The sequence below is a fragment of the Citrobacter sp. Cpo221 genome (assembly GCF_030332345.1).
GTDB classification, from domain to species: Bacteria; Pseudomonadota; Gammaproteobacteria; order Enterobacterales; family Enterobacteriaceae; genus Citrobacter; species Citrobacter portucalensis.
This window is the reverse complement of sequence record NZ_JAOWIA010000060.1, coordinates 93,127-113,551: the sequence shown is the minus strand read 5'-3', so window position 1 is coordinate 113,551 and position 20,425 is coordinate 93,127. Positions and strand designations below refer to the sequence as shown.

Below are 20,425 nucleotides of genomic sequence, written 5' to 3'. Positions count from 1 at the left end.
AGCCCGGTGTCAGGCACCGGGCGTTTTGTTGGCTATGCCGTGAGTAACCGCGCTGGATTATCAATACAGAGCTTGCGAAGAGTATCGTTGTCTACTCCACGGGCAGCCAGATAGGCGAGGAAAACATTCGGGACAAACCCCCAACCGTTCCCCCCATTTTTTGCCCACATCTGTTTGAGAAAAACATCATGGCTTAAAACTATCTGATCGGCGTAACCCAGTTCAATCAGATGAGCTACCGCATCTGCGGTCTCCTGAACGCCTGGGGCGATACCTTCTTTAGGGAAGGTAATGTCCAGACCAATCATGTCAAATTCAAGCCACACGCCGCGGTCGAGCATTTTACGTTGATAGGCAACATCTTTTCCTGACGGGTCCGAGTGTGCCAGCGAAACTTTTGCCGGAGAGACGTTCATCTCTTCAAGGACAATATCCAGTACCTCATCACCCAGCCGCAGCCACCCTGGCATATGGATATTCATCGCCGTATGGGGATTATTACGTTGTGCCAGAGACGCCGCTCGCAGACTGTTACGTTCCGCTTGGGTAAATGCGGGTGACACGCCAATTTCACCGATCATACCGGCGCGAATATCCGTTTCGCCAATCCCCTGATTCAGTTCCTTATCAATCAGTGCGGCTAATGAATCGACAGGTTTATGGATCCTGGTGCTTTCAAACTTCTCCAGATAAGGTCCTGATGAAGCAACGATATTCAAACCGGTTTTTATTGCCACTTCCCGTAACGATGAAGCGTCCCGACCGATAGACTCAGAACCCGTCGCGTCGACAATCGTCCTGCCTCCTAGTGACATAAAATTATTGATTTCAAAGATGACATCATCAATCTCTTTTCTGTCCATGTTATCGGCGCAGCAGTATGGGTCGTGTTTCAGTCCCCACTGAAGGTCAGCACTGACTTTTTTTCCTACCAGTTGCTGTGAAAAAGCATAATGTGGTTCATCAACAACGGATGACAGATCGTTAAACAGATGCTCATGCGGGAGCGTTAGCCCCATATCAGTGTGCGCCACTGGGCCTGTCACTGTTTGCAGGAAACCTTTCATCCTGACACCTCCATTTTTTGCGCCATTTTGGATGCTCTGTATTCTGGAATGGTGGTAACAATTGCGCCCACTAACGCGAACAACGTGCCGATGATGGTGACCAGATAGACCGTATTGCCTAAGGATGGGATCAATTCATCAATCAATACCGACCCAAGCAACTGGCCTGCGGTAGACGCTACACCCAGCATTAGCAGACCTAAGCCTCTGACCAGAATCGCCATCAGCCCGATGGACAGCAGACCCAGCGGGCCACCGAGATACATCCACCACGTATCGGGTAACTGGACGGTGGCATGGCCTAATGCGACACGTATCGCCAGTGCAGCGCCCAGCACACAAAAGCCGACAATGAAGTTCCAGGTAATGGAAACCAGCATAGAGCCCGTGGCCTCGGCAACTTTGGCATTTCCAGCAGGCTGCCAGCCAGCGAGTAATCCTGCCAAAAATGGAAGGATAGCGAGCAGGATAAAGGAGGTTGAATGCCACTGTGGCGACACGACAAAAATCGTGGCAATAACCGCGAACAATGCGCCAGCAACGCGCCATGGGGTGAAATATTTCTTCTCATCCACACCGACACCAAAACGGTCGCACAGTAGGCCGGAAAGGAGCAGGGCGGAAATTAATGCAGTTTGAAACGTGGCAACGCCCAACGCGCTGGCTGATGCCCCTTCCGAAAATACAACCATCGCTCCACATAATCCGGCAAACCAATTCCACAGCGGGATTTTTCTCTTTTTAATCAGCGTCGGGATCGATGCGAATTGCTGGCGTGTTTCTTTACGCGCAATAATAATGAAAAACATGACGACCAGACCGCTGGCGAACGAGATTACTGCACAAGCATTACCATCTTGCAACCAGTGTCCCAATTGCCCATTAACGGCAGACTGCATTGGGGAAAGCATACCGGCTAAGATGGTTGCAAGCATCAGTAAGGGAGTTGAGTACTTATTTTTGTTCATACATCAATCCTTGTATTTTATAAAAGGAGTAACTTTCGTTACTCCATTGTTTTTTATTTTCTGGCGATGAATTGAAGCGTGTTAACCCACAGGTCGGTATAAAACGGCCAGGACATAAATTGCTGTGTTCCCCAGTGTGGCGAACAGTCGCTCATGAAGCAGGCGGTTTTACCCTGTTGGTATTCACCGAACACTAACAGCGGGTCATTATTTATTGTTAAAACAACATCGGCATCTTCTCTGGCGACAACCTGGTTATATCCAAGAAATACCGGGTAGTCTGAGAATCCGTTAACGACAGGATGTTCCGGGGAGATAGCCTCAGCGCAGATACCCTCTGGTTTTTCTACCCGGTCATCGCCGTCAAGCATAATAACTGGCAAAACCTCGGCAAGAATGGTGTTCTTGTAATTAGCCTTGGCCTCAATGCCCATAAATGACAGATAGCCGCCAATCATGAGCAGACCACCACCATTTCTGACATACTCTTTAATTGATTCCAGAGCATTTGGCTTTATTTTTAGCTGATAGAACGTCTCGTTTTGCAACAGGAACGTATTGCTGCCGATATCGCTAATGACAATGACATCATAACGGTTTAGTTCATCAATGCTTTCTGGAAATGCAATTTGCACGGTGTGAGCCGGCATATAATCAATTTCTACACCACCTTTCTTTAAGCATTCAAGCAACCATGTAGCACCTTCTTCATATTTACTGGAGGTAAAACTGTCATAGCCTTTTGAATGAATCATGTGAATATGCCAGGATTCTCCAATAAAGAGCACCTTTAGTTTTTTCTGCGTATTGTTCATAGTCTGCTCCTTGATTTAGTGAGTAGAGATAGTTTGTTTGTAATGTGAGCCCTGAATGCGATGAAGAACGGATTCGTTTTCTGGCATGTCAGAGGCATTGGGTGTTTCAACAGCAAGCGAGGCGAATGCGCTCGCGTAGCACAATGCAGATGCCAGTGATTTTCCTTTAGCAAGGCCAGACGCGAGTGCGCCATTGAAGGCATCGCCAGCGCCAGCCGTATTTTTTACAACGGCCGGAAATGCCGGAGAATAGATGAATTGCGTTCCGTCATAAGCGAGAGAACCTTTGCTACCCAATGTGATAATGGTATTTTTGACACCTTTTTGATGAATAATCTTTGCTGCACATTTGGCTGATTCAATATCGTTGACGGACATGTTTGCCAGCAGACCAGCTTCGGTTTCATTTGGCGTGATATAATCGATGTCATCAATGATGGTATTAACCATTTCATTATATGGCGCTGGGTTAATAATGACCGGGATATCATTTTTCTGTGCGAGACGAATGGTTTGTTGAAGTGCTTCGTAATTTGTCTCCAGTTGTACGAGAACAATATCTGAATGAACGATGGCTTCTTTTTGTATGGTGATTTCATCAGGTGAAATTGTCATGTTAGCACCTGGATAGATAGCGATGACGTTATCCCCGGTATCTCCATTCACCATAATAGTCGCTGTACCTGTCTGTGTTTCTTTGGTCTGATAGATAACGCTTTTATGGATTTTTGATGAGTTTATAAAATTAATGGCGTAATCACTGAAATGGTCTGACCCTACTTTAGTAATAAAATGCACATCAGAATCGGCATAGCTTGCCGCTAATGCCTGATTGCATCCTTTACCACCGGGCGAAAAAATAAATTTATCGGCAAGCAATGATTCGCCTGTCGAGGGTAGCCTCGGTAGGTAACTGATAATATCAACATTGAACGAGCCAATAACACATACATTATTCTTCATGGCAGAGAGACCTTTTTTTATTTTCTGCGCTGATTCATATTTTTCCAGCACATAAGCAATTTCGTTTTTTGCAACGTTATCAAGAGAGTCAAGGGTAATAAATGCACCACCATGACAGCGAGTGAGATATCCCTGCCCGGCAAGTTCATTGAGATCTGAGCGAATAGTTTCCTTTGTTACCTTGAGACTTTTCGCCAGATTTGAAACTTTTACAACTCCCGAAATACTGATTTCTTTCAATATTCTATGATGGCGTTCAAATTTCATTTTTTACCTCACCGTGGTTAAGTTAGTCCCAGGGGAAGTATATTGTTGTGATTGTCACCATAAAGTGATGGCAGAAACCAAAAAAAAACAAAAATGTAATATTAATATTATTAAAGTTACGAAAAATAGCGATGAAGATAGAAAGCCTAATAACCATATAATTCAGGTGGTTGTTAAGCCTGAACATGACGGTGGGGGAAGGCGATAGGCTGTAATCAACAACTCTATGTCAGGACTGGATGGCGCTTCCGTTCTTGAATTTTTCGGTGGGATATAAAAGAGAATGGCCTACAGCGTTTTGAACGATGTAGGCCTGACTGGTAGGTTATGGCGCATATCGCTGCAGTGATTCGGACCAGCGGAATATTTGGCTGCTTTTATCTTGTAGGTTAACGCGCTCTAAGTCATAAAACCCGTGCGTCTTTGCCGAGCGCATTTTAAGAATGTACTTACTTTCGCTGATGTCGTGCTGCCTTGTGCCGTCTTTATTCCAGTCTCCAGCAATGTCCGAATAGTAATAAACAAGGTCAGAAAACACGTTGATTATCTTGCTGTCTTTGATGGTGTAGAGTTCCAGCACTTCATAAAATGCGCCGCCGCCGGAGTAGGCATCGGAGTATCCACCTCGTACCCCGAACGCCAGGGTATCGGGGGCGATCCGGTACGGTGCCAGATCCAGTTTTGTATAATAAGCCAGCGGTCTGACGGACTCATCATCGCTCTCTTTTTCAGCGGCTTTATTCCACTCTGAGAGCTGGTTTAACGGTTTTTCCGAGCGTGCAATCGGCGTTAGCTGTGGATTCTGCCAGGAAAAAACGCCGAGATATAATTTATTAGCGCGCCCGTTGCTGTAGTTTTCCGGGCAGGTGTTATCCGCGTATTTTTTTGCTTGCTCGGCGTCAGCCTTATTATCGGCAAAACAAGCAATGCCAATATATTTACCGTCTTTTCCCCAAGATTTAGCACCGGTCAGGATTAGGTTGTCAGGATCTTCATTCGGTGCAACCCATGCAATCCACTGCTTTTCAGATAAGCCCTGAGGAAGCTCACCAAATCCTTTCGCAGGGGTTGCTCCTGCCATTTGCTCAGCAAAAATCTGTTTACCTTCAGGATGTTGGATGGCACTGGGTACAGAATCGAGATTTTGTACGGTAGTGGCAAAAGCAGGGGAGAGCGAGGCCAGCAACACCAGGGGAAGAAACTTTTTCACTATTGCGTCCTTTCAATAAGCAGGGCGATATGACTCGCCCTTAAATTTAATTCACGCGCGCCATAAAGTAGGCATCAACATACTCACCGTTGCGCAGGCCGTATTTCTTACCGGTGCCTTCGATTTCAAAGCCGTACTTCTTATAGACTGCTACAGCAGGCTCATTATCAACAAATACCGTCAGCTCAATGCGCTCGACGCGCAGCCAGTTGTCGCACATGTCGATCATCGTACGAATCAGCGCGCTGGCAACGCCACGATTGTGCCACCTGGCATCCACGCAGATACCAAAATCGGCCACGTGGCTGCGGCGCGGGCGCTGCGCGACCTCAATACAGAGATGCCCCACGACGATATCGTCAATGCAGGCAACCAGTTGTTTGACACCGGCTTGCTCGGTTAGCCGTGCTTGCCACATTTCGAGGGAAGGATGAGGGACCTGTAGCGTGTTGTGGTACACCTCCGGCTGGGCGTGGATCTGACGAATTGCGTCGTAATCTTTCGGTTCAGCGTGGCGTATCACTATCTCACTCATTCCTTATCTCCTGCAGGGTTAATTGTGCATTTACACTCGCTGAGAAAGAAAAATCCGTCAACTGCATTTTTTTGCAAAAAGAAGTAGACAAGTGCGAATGAGAATGATTATTATTGCTCTGCGTTCAGGGGAACCCCTACGGAGAACCTGAAAGCACGACATTGCTCACATTGCTTCCAGTATTACTTTAGCCAGCTTTTGCTGGCTTTTTTTTTGGGGTTTTGTTTCAGCCTGGCTTACTTGTCATTTTGTCCCCGGGGTGGGGCGACTGATGCCGGATGGCGCTTGCACTTATCCGGCCTACAGCTGAGACCTGGGTTTTGTAGGCCGGATAAGGCAACGCCGCATCCGGCATGATGACAGGATGGATTCAGTCTCCAGCCGCTTTGCGCTATGGTGTAGACAATCATCTTCAAAAGGATCGTCTCATGACCTTACACTGCGCATTTATTGGTTTTGGTAAAAGCACCACCCGCTACCATTTGCCGTACGTCCTCAACCGCAAAAATAGCTGGCACGTCGCGCATATTTTCCGCCGCAACGCCAGGGCGGAAGAGCAGGCGCCGCAGTATTCACATATTCACTTCACCAGCGACCTCGACGAGATCTTAAACGATCCGCAGGTGAAGCTGGTGATCGTCTGTACCCATGCTGACAGCCATTTTGAATACGCCAAACGCGCGCTGGAAGCGGGTAAAAATGTGCTGGTTGAGAAACCCTTCACCCCAACGCTTGCGCAAGCAAAAGAGTTGTTTGAGCTAGCGCAAAGCAAAGGGCTGACCGTTACGCCGTATCAGAATCGTCGTTTTGACTCCTGTTTCCTCACCGCTAAAAAAGCGATTGAGAGCGGCAAGCTCGGCAAGATTGTTGAGGTTGAAAGCCATTTCGATTACTACCGTCCTGAAGCAGAAACCAAGCCGGGACTGCCGCAGGACGGCGCGTTTTATGGTCTGGGCGTACACACCATGGATCAGATTATCTCGTTGTTCGGACGCCCCGATCATGTGGCCTACGACATCCGCAGCCTGCGCAACAAAGCGAACCCGGACGATACCTTTGAAGCGCAGCTGTTTTACGGCGACCTGAAAGCCATTGTTAAAACCAGCCATCTGGTGAAAATCGACTATCCGAAGTTTATCGTGCATGGCACCAAAGGCTCGTTTGTGAAGTACGGTATCGACCAGCAGGAAACCAGCCTGAAGGCTAATATCATGCCGGGTGAGCCAGGTTTCGCTGCCGATGATTCCATTGGAATGCTGGAATATGTCAACGATGACGGCATCACGGTGAAAGAAGAGGTGAAGCCGGAAGTGGGGGACTACGGTCGCGTCTATGATTCGCTGTACCAGACGCTAACCGCCGGTACGCCTAATTACGTCAAGGAATCTGAAGTTCTTACCAACCTGGAGATCCTCGAACGCGCCTTTGAACAGGCAACGCCTGCCACGATAACCCTCGCCAAATAGCCTGCACAGACTCCTCTTGGCTTGTTCATATTTTTTGAACAGAGGAGTCAATTTTCACCCTCTATGATCCCAGACGGATTGAGTCCACACTTACTCCATCGAAAACATCTGGGGATGAACACAATGATCTACTTACGCAAAGCTAACGACCGTGGCCACGCTAATCATGGCTGGCTTGATTCCTGGCATACCTTCTCTTTTGCCAACTACTATGACCCGAACTTTATGGGGTTCTCGGCACTGCGCGTGATTAACGATGACGTGATCGATGCAGGCCAGGGCTTTGGCACCCACCCCCATAAAGACATGGAAATCCTGACCTACGTGCTGGAAGGCGCGGTAGAGCATCAGGACAGCATGGGCAATAAAGAGCAGGTTCCGGCCGGTGAGTTTCAGATTATGAGCGCCGGGACGGGGATCCGTCACTCGGAGTACAACCCGAGCAATACTGAGAAGCTGCATCTGTATCAGATCTGGATCATGCCGCAGGAGAACGGTATTACTCCGCGTTATGAACAGCGTCGTTTCGATGCCGCTCAGGGTAAACAACTGGTGCTGTCGCCGGATGCCCGTGATGGTTCACTGAAAGTGTACCAGGATATGGAGCTGTACCGTTGGGCGCTGGTCAAAGATGAGCAGTCGGTGCATCAGATTGCCGCTGAACGCCGCGTCTGGATCCAGGTCGTAAAAGGTAACGTGACGATTAACGGGACCAAAGCGACCACCAGCGACGGTCTGGCAATCTGGGATGAACAGGCAATTTCTATTCATGCCGACAGCGACAGTGAAGTGTTACTGTTTGACCTGCCGCCAGTATAACGTGCTGTAATCCTTGTAGGCCGGATAAGACGCGAAAGCGTCGCCATCCGGCTTTTCATCGTTTGTCATTAATTCCACACGTCCGTGGTAAACTGGGGGAATCTATCCCTTTTTAACGCTTCAGGACGATGAAAAAGAAAAGACCCGTACTTCAGGATGTAGCCGACCGCGTGGGCGTGACCAAAATGACGGTCAGTCGCTTTTTGCGTAATCCGGAGCAGGTCTCCGTGGCGCTGCGGGGCAAAATTGCCGCTGCACTTGATGAGCTGGGTTATATTCCCAATCGCGCTCCTGATATCCTTTCTAACGCCACCAGCCGCGCTATCGGCGTGCTGTTACCGTCTCTCACTAACCAGGTTTTTGCTGAAGTGCTACGCGGCATTGAGGCCGTCACCGACGCCCATGGTTATCAAACCATGCTCGCGCACTACGGCTATAAGCCTGAGATGGAACAAGAGCGCCTGGAATCGATGCTGTCGTGGAATATCGATGGCCTGATCCTCACCGAACGTAGCCATACGCCCCGTACGCTGAAAATGATTGAAGTTGCCGGTATCCCGGTGGTTGAATTGATGGACAGCCAGTCTCCGTGTCTGGATATCGCCGTCGGTTTCGACAACTTCGAAGCCGCGCGTCAGATGACTGCCGCTATTATCGCCCGCGGGCACCGTCATGTAGCCTATCTTGGCGCACGTCTTGATGAGCGTACTATCATCAAACAGAGAGGCTACGAGCAGGCAATGCGCGATGCCAACCTGGTGCCGTACAGCGTGATGGTGGAACAGTCTTCTTCCTACTCCTCCGGTATTGAACTCATCCGTCAGGCGCGGCGCGAATACCCGCAGCTCGACGGCATTTTCTGTACCAACGATGACCTGGCGGTAGGGGCGGCCTTCGAATGCCAGCGTTTAGGGCTGAAAATCCCGGATGACATGGCGATTGCCGGATTCCACGGTCACGACATCGGGCAGGTGATGGAGCCGCGTCTGGCGAGTGTGCTCACGCCGCGTGAACGGATGGGCAGCATTGGCGCAGAACGCCTGCTGGCGCGCATTCGTGGTGAAGCAGTCACGCCTAAAATGTTAGATTTAGGTTTCACCTTGTCACCGGGCGGATCTATTTAAGCCAACAACTTTGAACTAGCTCACACTTATACACTTCGAGCACGAATGGATATTGCTTCTCTATTTATCCGGCTGGACAATGTTACCGATAACAGTTACCCGTAACAATTTCCTGATTCTTGTACCAGTGGGGGCAACGCTTTGAGCACGACTAATCATGATCACCACGTTTACGTTCTGATGGGCGTATCGGGCAGCGGTAAATCTGCTGTCGCCAGCGAAGTGGCGCATCAACTGCAGGCCGCGTTTCTTGATGGCGATTTTCTCCATCCGCGCAGCAACATCATGAAAATGGCTTCCGGTGAGCCACTCAACGATGACGACCGTAAACCGTGGCTACAGGCGCTGAATGACGCCGCTTTTGCGATGCAGCGTACCAACAAGGTTTCGCTGATCGTCTGTTCTGCCTTGAAAAAAGTCTACCGCGACCAGTTACGCGACGGTAACCCGAACCTCTCTTTCATTTATCTGAAAGGGGATTTTGACGTTATCGAAAGCCGTCTGAAGGCGCGTAAAGGCCACTTCTTCAAAACACAGATGCTGGTTACCCAGTTTGAAGCGCTGGAAGAACCGGGTGCGAATGAAAACGATGTACTGGTGGTCGATATCGATCAACCACTGGACGGTGTGGTCGCCAGCACCATTGAGGTTATTAACCAAGGCAGTAAGTAGTGAGCACATTAACGCTTGTTTTAACAGCAGTAGGGTCCGTTTTATTACTGCTGTTTTTAGTGATGAAGGCGCGTATGCACGCCTTCGTTGCTTTGATGGTGGTATCCATTGGTGCAGGTCTCTTTTCTGGTATGCCGCTCGATAAAATCGCGGCGACCATGGAAAAAGGGATGGGAGGCACGCTCGGTTTCCTGGCGATTGTGGTGGCGCTGGGGGCGATGTTCGGCAAGATTTTGCATGAGACCGGCGCGGTCGATCAGATTGCCGTCAAAATGCTGAAATCCTTCGGTCACAGCCGCGCACATTACGCGATTGGCCTGGCCGGTCTGATTTGCGCGCTGCCGCTGTTCTTTGAGGTGGCGATTGTGCTACTGATTAGCGTAGCGTTTTCAATGGCACGCCATACCGGTACTAACCTGGTTAAGTTGGTCATTCCGCTGTTTGCGGGCGTGGCGGCTGCCGCAGCGTTCCTGCTGCCGGGGCCTGCGCCGATGCTGCTGGCCTCTCAGATGCACGCCGACTTTGGCTGGATGATCCTGATTGGCCTGTGCGCTGCGATTCCGGGCATGATTATCGCCGGGCCGCTGTGGGGTAATTTCATCAGCCGTTACGTTGAGCTGCACGTACCGGAAGACATTACCGAGCCGCATCTGGGCGAAGGCAAAATGCCCTCCTTTGGCTTCAGCTTATCGCTTATCCTGCTGCCGCTGGTGCTGGTTGGTCTGAAAACCATCGCCGCACGCTTTGTTCCGGTCGGTTCTTCAACCTACGAATGGTTCGAGTTTATCGGTCATCCGTTTACCGCGATTCTGGTTGCCTGTCTGGTGGCGATTTACGGTCTGGCGGTGCGCCAGGGCATGCCAAAAGACCGCGTGATGGAAATCTGCGGCCATGCGCTGCAGCCAGCGGGAATTATTCTGCTGGTGATTGGCGCGGGCGGTGTGTTCAAACAGGTACTGGTGGATTCCGGCGTTGGTCCGGCGCTGGGCGAAGCGTTAACCGGTATGGGCTTGCCGATTGCCATCACCTGCTTCGTGCTGGCGGCGGCGGTGCGTATCATTCAGGGTTCCGCGACCGTGGCCTGCTTAACGGCGGTCGGTCTGGTGATGCCAGTGATTGAGCAACTGAACTATTCCGGTGCTCAGATGGCAGCGCTGTCTATCTGTATCGCGGGCGGCTCTATCGTGGTCAGCCACGTTAACGATGCCGGTTTCTGGTTGTTCGGTAAATTTACCGGCGCGACCGAAGCGCAAACGCTGAAGACCTGGACGATGATGGAAACCATCCTCGGTACGGTCGGCGCGATTGTCGGTATGATTGCTTTCCAGCTGTTGAGCTGATGGCATTGCCCGGTGGCGCTAGCGCTTACCGGGCCTACAAACGAGCACATATCGACACCGTAGGCCGGGTAAGGCGAAGCCGCCACCCGGCATAAAGTGAGTGCGTTACCCCTTCATCCACATCCGAACGCCGTCGAGGAACATCTGGGTTGCCATCATCACCAGAATCAGCCCCATCAGGCGCTCCAGCGCGTTAACCCCTTTCTCTCCCAGCAGGCGTAAAAATAGCGAAGACTGCAGCAAAATCACGAATGTGCCGCCCCAGGCGATCAGCAGCGCAATCACCAGGTGCCCCATCTGGTTTGGATACTGATGCGACAACAACATTAATGAGGCCAGGATTGTCGGCCCGGCTACCAGCGGAATCGCCAGCGGTACGATAAACGGCTCTTCACCAGCCGGAAGCCCGGTGCTATTCCCGGTGGCGCTGGGGAAAATCATCTTAATGGCGATCAGGAACAGAATGATGCCCCCGGAGATCGATACGGTTTCTGCACGCAGGTTAAGAAATGCCAGAATTTTCTCGCCCGCAAACAGGAATATCAGCATCACCAACAGCGCAATAAACAGCTCGCGAATCATAATCGCGCGGCGACGTTTTGGTTCGGTATGTTTCAATACGGACATGAAAATGGGCAGATTTCCGAGCGGATCCATAATCAGGATCAATAAAACTGCCGCTGAAATGATTTCATTCATAACTCAAATTCCCTGATAATTACCGCGGACTTTCTGCTTGCTTGCGCAGCGGGATAAGTCGCATTACTGATGGCTTCGCTATCATTGATTAATTTCACTTGCGACTTTGGCTGCTTTTTGTATGGTGAAGGATAGGCCAGTAGGATACTGGTTAGCATACACAGCACACATCTCTGCAGGAAAAAACGCTATGAAAAATGTTGGTTTTATCGGCTGGCGCGGTATGGTCGGCTCTGTTCTCATGCAACGCATGGTTGAGGAGCGTGACTTCGACGCCATTCGCCCTGTTTTCTTTTCTACTTCCCAGCTTGGGCAGGTGGCACCGACGTTCGGTGGCACCGCGACCGGCACACTTCAGGACGCTTTTGATCTGGATGCGCTGAAGGCGCTCGATATCATCGTGACCTGTCAGGGCGGCGATTATACCAACGAAATCTATCCAAAGCTTCGTGAAAGCGGTTGGCAAGGTTACTGGATTGACGCAGCCTCTTCGCTGCGTATGAAAGACGATGCCATCATTATTCTCGATCCGGTTAACCAGGATGTCATCACCGACGGCCTGAATAAAGGTATTAAGACCTTTGTCGGCGGCAACTGTACCGTTAGCCTGATGCTGATGTCTCTCGGTGGCCTGTTTGCCAATGACCTGGTTGACTGGGTTTCCGTGGCAACCTATCAGGCGGCTTCCGGCGGCGGCGCGCGCCATATGCGTGAGCTGCTGTCTCAGATGGGTCATCTGTATGGCCATGTGGCCGAGGAACTGGCGACCCCTTCCTCTGCTATTCTCGACATCGAACGTAAAGTGACGACCCTGTCCCGCAGCGGCGAACTGCCGGTTGATAACTTTGGCGTACCGCTGGCCGGTAGCCTGATTCCGTGGATCGACAAACAGCTCGATAACGGTCAGAGCCGCGAAGAGTGGAAGGGACAGGCGGAAACCAACAAAATTCTCAACACGTCTTCCGTGATCCCGGTTGATGGTCTGTGCGTGCGCGTCGGCGCGCTGCGCTGCCACAGCCAGGCGTTCACCATTAAACTGAAAAAAGATGTGTCTATTCCGACCGTAGAAGAACTGCTGGCGGCGCACAATCCGTGGGCCAAAGTCGTGCCAAACGATCGGGATATCACCATGCGTGAGTTAACCCCGGCGGCCGTTACCGGTACGCTGACCACGCCAGTAGGCCGTCTGCGTAAGCTGAACATGGGACCGGAGTTCCTGTCAGCCTTTACCGTGGGCGACCAGTTGCTGTGGGGTGCTGCGGAGCCATTGCGCCGTATGCTGCGCCAATTGGCGTAATAGTTTGTTAACGATCAAGGGGTGAGGAATCACCCCTTTTTTTGCGTAATACAGGAGTAAGCGCAGATGTTTCATTTTTTACCAGGAGTAAGATAAAGCATTGGCTATTCTTTAAGGGTGACTTAGTACCGGAGGTATTAAGTTGTTGCCTGAAGGTGGGACGACGCAGAGAGGATGCACAATTGTGCTGCGCCGTTCAGGTCAAAAAAAGTGTCACTACCTGATGTCGAAAATCAGTTGGAAGGGGTGACACCATAAAACAGGATGACAACCATGTCCGTTCGTATCGATAGAGACGTGATTAATGCGCTAATTGCAGGCCATTTTGCGGATCCTTTTTCCGTACTCGGTATGCACCAAACTGATGCTGGACTCGAAGTCCGCGCCCTATTACCTGACGCCACCGAAGTGTGGGTGATCGAACCCAAAACCGGACGCAAAGTCGGCAAGCTGGATTGCCTCGACTCTCGCGGTTTTTTCTGTGCAGTACTTCCCCGCCGTAAAAATTTCTTTCGCTATCAGCTGGCCGTTGTCTGGCATGGACAGCAGAATCTGATTGATGACCCTTATCGTTTTGGTCCGCTGATCCAGGATATGGATGCATGGCTGTTATCTGAAGGTACGCATCTGCGACCTTACGAAACGCTGGGTGCGCATGCGGATACCATGGATGGCGTCACCGGTACTCGTTTCTCCGTCTGGGCACCCAACGCCCAGCGTGTTTCGGTGGTTGGTCAGTTCAACTACTGGGATGGCCGTCGCCACCCGATGCGCCTGCGTAAAGAAAGCGGTATCTGGGAGCTGTTTATCCCCGGTGCGCAGCATGGTCAGCTGTATAAATACGAGATGATCGATGCCAACGGTAAGCTGCGGATTAAAGCCGACCCTTACGCGTTTGAAGCGCAAATGCGCCCGGAAACCGCGTCACTTATTTGCGGTCTGCCGGAAAAAGTGGTGCAAAGCGAGGAGCGTAAAAAAGCCAATCAGTTTGATGCGCCGATCTCTATTTATGAAGTACATCTGGGTTCATGGCGTCGTCATACCGATAACAACTTCTGGCTGAGCTACCGCGAGCTGGCGGATCAGTTAGTGCCTTACGCCAAGTGGATGGGCTTTACCCACCTCGAACTGTTGCCGATTAACGAGCATCCGTTCGACGGTAGCTGGGGTTACCAACCTACCGGCATGTATGCGCCGACCCGTCGCTTCGGGACTCGCGATGATTTCCGCTATTTCGTGAATGCCGCGCATCAGGCGGGGCTGAACGTCATTCTCGACTGGGTGCCGGGCCATTTCCCATCGGACGACTTTGGTTTGGCAGAGTTTGATGGCACTAACCTTTATGAGCACAGCGACCCGCGCGAAGGGTATCACCAGGACTGGAACACGCTGATCTACAACTACGGTCGCCGTGAAGTCAGCAACTACCTGGTGGGTAATGCTCTGTACTGGATTGAACGTTTTGGGATCGACGCGTTGCGCGTGGATGCCGTGGCGTCGATGATTTATCGCGACTACAGCCGCAAAGAAGGGGAATGGATCCCAAACGAATTTGGTGGTCGTGAAAACCTTGAAGCCATTGAGTTTTTGCGCAATACCAACCGCATTCTTGGCGAGCAAGTTCCGGGCGCGGTGAGCATGGCGGAAGAGTCCACCGACTTTGCCGGCGTTTCAAGACCACAGGATATGGGCGGTTTAGGGTTCTGGTATAAGTGGAACCTCGGCTGGATGCACGACACGCTGGACTACATGAAGCTGGACCCGATTCATCGTCAGTACCATCACGACAAGCTGACCTTCGGCATGCTGTACAACTACACCGAAAACTTTGTCCTGCCGCTGTCGCATGATGAAGTGGTACACGGTAAAAAATCCATTCTCGATCGCATGCCGGGAGACGCATGGCAGAAGTTTGCCAACCTGCGCGCCTACTACGGCTGGATGTGGGCCTTCCCGGGCAAAAAACTGCTGTTTATGGGCAACGAGTTTGCGCAGGGACGTGAATGGAACCATGACGCCAGCCTCGACTGGCACCTGCTGGAAGGCGGCGATAACTGGCACCACGGCGTACAGCGTCTGGTGCGCGATCTGAACCACACCTACCGTCATCACAAAGCGCTGCACGAGCTCGACTTTGACGCCTATGGCTTTGAGTGGCTGGTGGTAGATGACAATGAACGTTCGGTGCTGGCTTTCGTGCGTCGTGACAAGGTCGGCAATGAAATCATCGTGGTCAGTAACTTTACGCCTGTGCCCCGCCACGGCTATCGCTTCGGTATCAATCAGCCAGGCAAATGGCGTGAGATCCTCAATACCGACTCGATGCATTACCACGGCAGCAATACCGGTAACGGCGGTGCGGTGCACAGCGATGAAATCGCCAGCCATGGTCGTCAGCACTCACTGAGCCTCACGTTACCGCCGTTGGCAACGATTTGGCTGGTCCGGGAGGGGTAATGACGCAACTGGCAACCGGCAACGCCACCCCCCATGGTGCAACGTATGACGGCCATGGTGTCAATTTCACACTCTTCTCGGCCCACGCTGAACGCGTTGAATTATGCGTATTCGATGAGCAAGGGTGCCAACTTCGCTATGACCTGCCGGGGCGTAGCGGTGATGTCTGGCATGGCTATCTGGCCAACGCCCGGCCCGGTCTGCGCTATGGCTATCGTGTTCATGGCCCATGGCAACCGCAGCAGGGCCACCGGTTTAATCCGGCCAAGCTGCTGCTTGACCCTTGCGCCCGTCGGGTGGATGGCGAGTTAAAAGATAACCCGCTGCTGCACGGTGGGCTAAATGAACCGGATCATCATGATAATGCCACCATCGCGCTGAAGGGCGTGGTGGTGTCCGATCATTATGACTGGGAGGATGATGCCCCGCCGCGCACGCCGTGGGGCAATACCGTGATTTACGAAGCGCATGTCAAAGGGTTGACGTATTTGCATCCTGAGCTGCCGGAAGAGATTCGCGGAACCTACAAAGCGCTGGGCCATCCAGTGATGATCGATTACTTCAAGCGCCTCGGCATTACCGCGCTGGAGCTGCTGCCGGTGGCGCATTTTGCCAGCGAACCACGGCTTCAACGGCTGGGGCTGTCGAACTATTGGGGCTACAACCCGGTAGCGATGTTCGCGCTGCATCCGGCCTATGCCTGTTCGCCGGAGAGTGCGCTTGATGAGTTTCGCGACGCGGTAAAAGCGCTGCACAAAGCGGGGATTGAGGTCATTCTCGATATCGTTTTGAACCACAGCGCCGAGCTGGATCTCGAAGGCCCCGTCTTCTCGCTGCGCGGAATTGATAACCGTAGCTATTATTGGATCAGGGACGATGGTGATTACTACAACTGGACCGGTTGTGGGAACACCCTCAATCTGAGCCATCCCGGCGTTGTGGAATACGCATGTGAATGCCTGCGCTACTGGGTTGAAACCTGCCATGTGGATGGTTTTCGTTTTGATTTGGCTTCCGTCATGGGGCGTACACCTGCGTTTCGTCAGGATGCGCCGCTGTTTACCGCGATCCAAAACTGTCCGCAGCTCTCACGCGTTAAGCTGATTGCGGAACCGTGGGATATTGGTGAAGGCGGCTATCAGGTGGGGAATTTCCCTCCGCCGTTTGCCGAGTGGAATGACCATTTCCGCGATGCGACCCGACGCTTCTGGCTCCAGCGTAATCTCTCGTTGGGTGAGTTTGCCGGGCGTTTTGCCGCATCAAGCGACGTGTTTAAACGCAATGGTCGCAAACCCAGCGCGACGGTCAATCTGGTGACTGCGCACGACGGTTTTACGCTACGCGACTGTGTGTGCTTCACAAATAAGCACAATGAAGCGAATGGTGAGGAAAATCGCGACGGCACTAGCAATAACTACAGCGACAATCATGGTAAAGAAGGATTAGGCGGCACGCTGGACCTGATTGAGCGGCGGCGCGACAGCATTCATGCGCTGTTAACCACGCTGTTGCTCTCCCAGGGTACGCCGATGTTGCTGGCGGGCGATGAGCATGGTCATAGCCAGCACGGCAACAATAACGCTTACTGCCAGGATAACGCCCTAACCTGGCTGGACTGGCAGCAGGCAAACAGCGGACTAACCACATTTACCGCTGCCCTGATCCATCTTCGTCAGCAAATTCCTGCATTAACGGACGATCGCTGGTGGGAAGAGGGCGATGGCAATGTTCGTTGGCTGAATAAGTACGCACAACCCTTAAGTGCGGATGAGTGGCAAAACGGCCCGAGGCAGATGCAAATCCTGCTTTCAGACCGTTTTCTTATTGCAATAAATGCCACGCTTGAGGTGACAGATATCGTTTTACCTGAAGGGGGATGGTGCGCCGTTCCCCCATTTGCCGGAGAGGATAATCCGGTGCTTACGGCTGTCTGGCAGGGACCTGCGCACGGACTGTGTGTGTTCCAGAGAAGATAAAAAAGGAGTTAGTCATGGTGAGTTTAGAGAAGAACGATCGTGTAATGTTGGCGCGCCAGCTGCCATTAAAATCTGTTGCCCTGATCCTGGCCGGTGGCCGCGGTACCCGCTTAAAAGATTTAACCAACAAACGTGCCAAACCTGCTGTGCACTTTGGCGGTAAGTTCCGCATTATCGATTTTGCCTTATCCAACTGTATTAACTCCGGGATCCGCCGTATTGGCGTGATCACTCAGTACCAGTCCCACACGCTGGTGCAGCATATTCAGCGCGGCTGGTCGTTCTTTAGCGAAGAGATGAACGAGTTCGTCGATCTGCTACCTGCCCAGCAGAGAATGCAGGGTGAAAACTGGTATCGCGGCACGGCGGATGCGGTGACCCAAAACCTGGACATCATTCGACGCTATAAAGCGGAATATGTGGTGATCCTCGCGGGCGATCATATCTACAAGCAGGACTACTCACGCATGCTGATCGACCACGTCGAGAAAGGCGCGCGTTGCACCGTGGCCTGTATGCCAGTGCCTATTGAAGAGGCCAGCGCGTTTGGCGTGATGGACGTGGACGACACCGATAAAATTATCGAGTTCGTTGAAAAACCCGCCAACCCGCCAGCCATGCCTGGCGACCCGACCAAATCTCTTGCCAGTATGGGGATCTACGTTTTCAACGCCGATTATCTGTATGAATTGCTGGCGGAAGATGACCTTGATGAAAACTCCAGTCACGATTTCGGTAAAGACATTATCCCGAAAATCACCGAAGCTGGCATGGCGTATGCACATCCATTCCCGTTGTCCTGCGTGCAGTCTGACCCGGAATCCGAGCCGTACTGGCGTGACGTGGGTACGCTGGAAGCCTACTGGAAGGCGAACCTCGATCTGGCTTCGGTGACGCCTGAACTGGACATGTACGACCAGGACTGGCCAATCCGTACGCACATGGAATCGCTGCCACCGGCGAAATTTGTTCAGGACCGTTCCGGCAGCCACGGAATGACGCTGAACTCGCTGGTTTCTGGCGGATGCATAATTTCAGGTTCGGTGGTGGTGCAGTCCGTTCTGTTCCCGCGAGTGCGGGTGAATTCATTCTGTAACATTGATTCGGCAGTGTTGTTACCTGAAGTGTGGGTGGGACGTTCGTGCCGCTTACGTCGTTGCATTATCGACCGCGCCTGCGTTATTCCCGAAGGCATGGTGATTGGTGAAAACGCGGAAGAAGATGCGCGTCGTTTCTACCGTTCAGAGGAAGGTATTGTGCTGGTCACGCGTGAAATGCTACGCAAACTGCAGATCAAACAGGAGCGATAATGCAGGTTTTACACGTTTGTTCAGAGATGTTCCCCCTGTTAAAAACCGGGGGACTGGCGGATGTTATTGGGGCGTTACCCGCAGCGCAAATAGCGGACGGCGTGGATGCCCGCGTGCTGCTCCCGGCGTTTCCTGATATTCGTCGCGGCATTCCCGATGCGCAGGTAGTGACGCGTCGGGATACCTTCGCCGGACGTATCACGCTGCTGTTCGGGCATTTCAACGGCGTGGGTATTTACCTGATTGACGCGCCGCATCTCTATGACCGCCCCGGTAGCCCGTATCACGACACTAACCTGTTTGCTTATACCGATAACGTGCAGCGTTTTGCATTGCTGGGCTGGGTTGGCTGTGAAATGGCCTGTGGCCTTGACCCATTCTGGCGCCCGGATGTGGTGCATGCGCACGACTGGCATGCGGGTCTGGCTCCGGCGTATCTGGCGGCGCGCGGCCATCCGGCGAAATCGGTGTTCACCGTCCACAACCTGGCGTATCAAGGCATGTTTTATGCAAAGCATATGGATGACATCCAATTGCCATGGTCGTTCTTTAATGTGCACGGACTGGAGTTTAACGGGCAGATTTCGTTTCTGAAGGCAGGGTTGTACTACGCCGACCACATTACGGCGGTCAGTCCGACCTACGCGCGGGAAATTACCGAGCCGCAGTTTGCCTACGGCATGGAAGGTCTGTTGCAGCAACGTCATCGCGAAGGGCGCCTTTCCGGCGTGCTGAACGGCGTTGATGAAAAAATCTGGAGCCCGGAAACCGATCTCCTGCTGGCATCGCGATATACGCGCGACACGCTGGAGGAGAAGGCAGAAAACAAACGTCAGCTTCAGATAGCGATGGGACTTAAGGTCAACGATAAAGTACCGCTGTTTGCTGTGGTGAGCCGTCTGACCAGTCAAAAAGGGCTGGATCTGGTGCTGGAAGCGCTGCCGGGGTTGTTAGAGCAGGGTGGACAGCTGGCATTGCTAGGCGCGGGCGATCCGGTATTACAGGAAGGATTCCTCGCCGCAGCGGCGGAACATCCAGGACAGGTGGGTGTGCAGATCGGCTATCACGAAGCCTTCTCGCACCGCATCATGGGTGGGGCCGATGTGATATTGGTTCCCAGCCGTTTTGAGCCGTGTGGCTTAACGCAGTTGTATGGACTGAAGTACGGCACGCTGCCGCTGGTGCGGCGCACCGGTGGGCTGGCTGATACAGTCTCTGACAGTTCGCTGGAAAACCTGGCGGACGGTATCGCCAGTGGGTTTGTATTTGAAGATAGTAATGCCTGGTCGCTGTTACGCGCGATCCGGCGTGCTTTCGTATTGTGGTCCCGGCCTTCGCTTTGGCGGTTTGTACAACGTCAGGCCATGACCATGGATTTTAGCTGGCAAGTCGCGGCGAAGTCATACCGTGAGCTTTACTATCGCTTGAAATAGATATCCA

General features: G+C 52.1%; 17 protein-coding genes and 1 pseudogene. 10 read left to right on the top strand and 8 right to left on the bottom strand.

The annotated features are described in order from the left end of the window. Positions 1-32 precede the first annotated feature (32 nt). The 6 genes from OGY72_RS21070 to yhhY all read right to left on the bottom strand — a co-directional run bounded on the left by OGY72_RS21070 (position 33) and on the right by yhhY (position 5,825). On the bottom strand, positions 33-1,067 hold the full coding sequence (locus OGY72_RS21070; RefSeq protein ID WP_003827595.1) for a phosphotriesterase family protein: 1,035 nt from the start codon (positions 1,065-1,067) through the stop codon (positions 33-35). Beyond that, positions 1,064-2,035 (bottom strand): DMT family transporter, encoded by a 972-nt coding sequence (locus tag OGY72_RS21065; protein WP_286549251.1) that lies wholly within the window; start codon positions 2,033-2,035, stop codon positions 1,064-1,066. The genes OGY72_RS21070 and OGY72_RS21065 overlap by 4 nt, the downstream gene beginning before the upstream one ends. Positions 2,036-2,088: 53 nt before the next feature. Then, positions 2,089-2,850, bottom strand: a complete 762-nt coding sequence (locus OGY72_RS21060; protein ID WP_003827597.1) for a glutamine amidotransferase — start codon at positions 2,848-2,850, stop codon at positions 2,089-2,091. Between the two features lie 15 nt (positions 2,851-2,865). After that, positions 2,866-4,080: a PfkB family carbohydrate kinase gene (locus OGY72_RS21055; RefSeq protein ID WP_003827600.1), complete on the bottom strand. Its 1,215-nt coding sequence runs from the start codon at positions 4,078-4,080 to the stop codon at positions 2,866-2,868. A 325-nt stretch (positions 4,081-4,405) separates the two neighbouring features. Continuing rightward, on the bottom strand, positions 4,406-5,290 hold the full coding sequence (locus OGY72_RS21050; RefSeq protein WP_191235950.1) for a hypothetical protein: 885 nt from the start codon (positions 5,288-5,290) through the stop codon (positions 4,406-4,408). A gap of 46 nt (positions 5,291-5,336) precedes the next feature. Further along, on the bottom strand, positions 5,337-5,825 hold the full coding sequence (gene yhhY / locus OGY72_RS21045) for an N-acetyltransferase (RefSeq protein ID WP_286549250.1): 489 nt from the start codon (positions 5,823-5,825) through the stop codon (positions 5,337-5,339). 428 nt (positions 5,826-6,253) lie between these two features. Between yhhY and OGY72_RS21040 the strand changes: the two genes are divergently transcribed. The 5 genes from OGY72_RS21040 to gntU all read left to right on the top strand — a co-directional run bounded on the left by OGY72_RS21040 (position 6,254) and on the right by gntU (position 11,246). Beyond that, a complete protein-coding gene (locus OGY72_RS21040) occupies positions 6,254-7,291 on the top strand; it encodes an oxidoreductase (RefSeq protein WP_149384410.1) in 1,038 nt (345 codons plus the stop codon). A gap of 123 nt (positions 7,292-7,414) precedes the next feature. Continuing rightward, on the top strand, positions 7,415-8,110 hold the full coding sequence (gene yhhW / locus OGY72_RS21035; protein ID WP_003023472.1) for a quercetin 2,3-dioxygenase: 696 nt from the start codon (positions 7,415-7,417) through the stop codon (positions 8,108-8,110). Positions 8,111-8,238: 128 nt separating this feature from the next. After that, positions 8,239-9,234 carry a gluconate operon transcriptional repressor GntR gene (gntR, locus tag OGY72_RS21030; RefSeq protein WP_003023473.1) on the top strand — a complete coding sequence of 332 codons (996 nt, stop codon included), beginning with the start codon at positions 8,239-8,241 and terminating at the stop codon, positions 9,232-9,234. 141 nt (positions 9,235-9,375) lie between these two features. Continuing rightward, positions 9,376-9,906: a gluconokinase gene (gene gntK, locus OGY72_RS21025; protein WP_003023475.1), complete on the top strand. Its 531-nt coding sequence runs from the start codon at positions 9,376-9,378 to the stop codon at positions 9,904-9,906. Next, positions 9,906-11,246 carry a gluconate transporter gene (gene gntU / locus OGY72_RS21020; protein WP_003827609.1) on the top strand — a complete coding sequence of 447 codons (1,341 nt, stop codon included), beginning with the start codon at positions 9,906-9,908 and terminating at the stop codon, positions 11,244-11,246. Before gntK ends, gntU begins: the two co-directional genes overlap by 1 nt. Here the strand turns inward: gntU and OGY72_RS21015 are convergent. Then, positions 11,169-11,336, bottom strand: a pseudogene (locus tag OGY72_RS21015) (MarC family protein); the annotation flags it as partial. The gene gntU and the pseudogene OGY72_RS21015 sit on opposite strands and share 78 nt — an antisense overlap. A gap of 15 nt (positions 11,337-11,351) precedes the next feature. Further along, positions 11,352-11,945: an NAAT family transporter YhgN gene (yhgN, locus tag OGY72_RS21010; protein ID WP_003023480.1), complete on the bottom strand. Its 594-nt coding sequence runs from the start codon at positions 11,943-11,945 to the stop codon at positions 11,352-11,354. 190 nt (positions 11,946-12,135) lie between these two features. On the opposite strand from yhgN, the gene asd reads away from it, so the two are divergent. The 5 genes from asd to glgA all read left to right on the top strand — a co-directional run bounded on the left by asd (position 12,136) and on the right by glgA (position 20,418). Then, a complete protein-coding gene (gene asd / locus OGY72_RS21005) occupies positions 12,136-13,242 on the top strand; it encodes an aspartate-semialdehyde dehydrogenase (protein WP_286549248.1) in 1,107 nt (368 codons plus the stop codon). Positions 13,243-13,515: 273 nt separating this feature from the next. Then, positions 13,516-15,699 (top strand): 1,4-alpha-glucan branching enzyme, encoded by a 2,184-nt coding sequence (gene glgB, locus OGY72_RS21000; protein ID WP_003827616.1) that lies wholly within the window; start codon positions 13,516-13,518, stop codon positions 15,697-15,699. Continuing rightward, on the top strand, positions 15,699-17,675 hold the full coding sequence (glgX, locus tag OGY72_RS20995) for a glycogen debranching protein GlgX (protein WP_286549243.1): 1,977 nt from the start codon (positions 15,699-15,701) through the stop codon (positions 17,673-17,675). The genes glgB and glgX overlap by 1 nt, the downstream gene beginning before the upstream one ends. Positions 17,676-17,689: 14 nt before the next feature. Then, positions 17,690-18,985 (top strand): glucose-1-phosphate adenylyltransferase, encoded by a 1,296-nt coding sequence (gene glgC, locus OGY72_RS20990; RefSeq protein WP_003827621.1) that lies wholly within the window; start codon positions 17,690-17,692, stop codon positions 18,983-18,985. Next, positions 18,985-20,418, top strand: a complete 1,434-nt coding sequence (gene glgA, locus OGY72_RS20985; protein ID WP_003827622.1) for a glycogen synthase GlgA — start codon at positions 18,985-18,987, stop codon at positions 20,416-20,418. The genes glgC and glgA overlap by 1 nt, the downstream gene beginning before the upstream one ends. The last annotated feature ends 7 nt before the right edge of the window (positions 20,419-20,425 follow it).

What these genes read in the sequence shown, in the direction of transcription:
- OGY72_RS21070 (WP_003827595.1), bottom strand. Translation starts at nt 1,067, where the DNA reads ATGAAAGGTTTCCTGCAAACAGTGACAGGCCCAGTGGCGCACACTGAT.
- OGY72_RS21065 (WP_286549251.1), bottom strand. Translation starts at nt 2,035, where the DNA reads ATGAACAAAAATAAGTACTCAACTCCCTTACTGATGCTTGCAACCATC.
- OGY72_RS21060 (WP_003827597.1), bottom strand. Translation starts at nt 2,850, where the DNA reads ATGAACAATACGCAGAAAAAACTAAAGGTGCTCTTTATTGGAGAATCC.
- OGY72_RS21055 (WP_003827600.1), bottom strand. Translation starts at nt 4,080, where the DNA reads ATGAAATTTGAACGCCATCATAGAATATTGAAAGAAATCAGTATTTCG.
- yhhY (WP_286549250.1), bottom strand. Translation starts at nt 5,825, where the DNA reads ATGAGTGAGATAGTGATACGCCACGCTGAACCGAAAGATTACGACGCA.
- OGY72_RS21040 (WP_149384410.1), top strand. Translation starts at nt 6,254, where the DNA reads ATGACCTTACACTGCGCATTTATTGGTTTTGGTAAAAGCACCACCCGC.
- yhhW (WP_003023472.1), top strand. Translation starts at nt 7,415, where the DNA reads ATGATCTACTTACGCAAAGCTAACGACCGTGGCCACGCTAATCATGGC.
- gntR (WP_003023473.1), top strand. Translation starts at nt 8,239, where the DNA reads ATGAAAAAGAAAAGACCCGTACTTCAGGATGTAGCCGACCGCGTGGGC.
- yhgN (WP_003023480.1), bottom strand. Translation starts at nt 11,945, where the DNA reads ATGAATGAAATCATTTCAGCGGCAGTTTTATTGATCCTGATTATGGAT.
- asd (WP_286549248.1), top strand. Translation starts at nt 12,136, where the DNA reads ATGAAAAATGTTGGTTTTATCGGCTGGCGCGGTATGGTCGGCTCTGTT.
- glgB (WP_003827616.1), top strand. Translation starts at nt 13,516, where the DNA reads ATGTCCGTTCGTATCGATAGAGACGTGATTAATGCGCTAATTGCAGGC.
- glgX (WP_286549243.1), top strand. Translation starts at nt 15,699, where the DNA reads ATGACGCAACTGGCAACCGGCAACGCCACCCCCCATGGTGCAACGTAT.
- glgC (WP_003827621.1), top strand. Translation starts at nt 17,690, where the DNA reads ATGGTGAGTTTAGAGAAGAACGATCGTGTAATGTTGGCGCGCCAGCTG.
- glgA (WP_003827622.1), top strand. Translation starts at nt 18,985, where the DNA reads ATGCAGGTTTTACACGTTTGTTCAGAGATGTTCCCCCTGTTAAAAACC.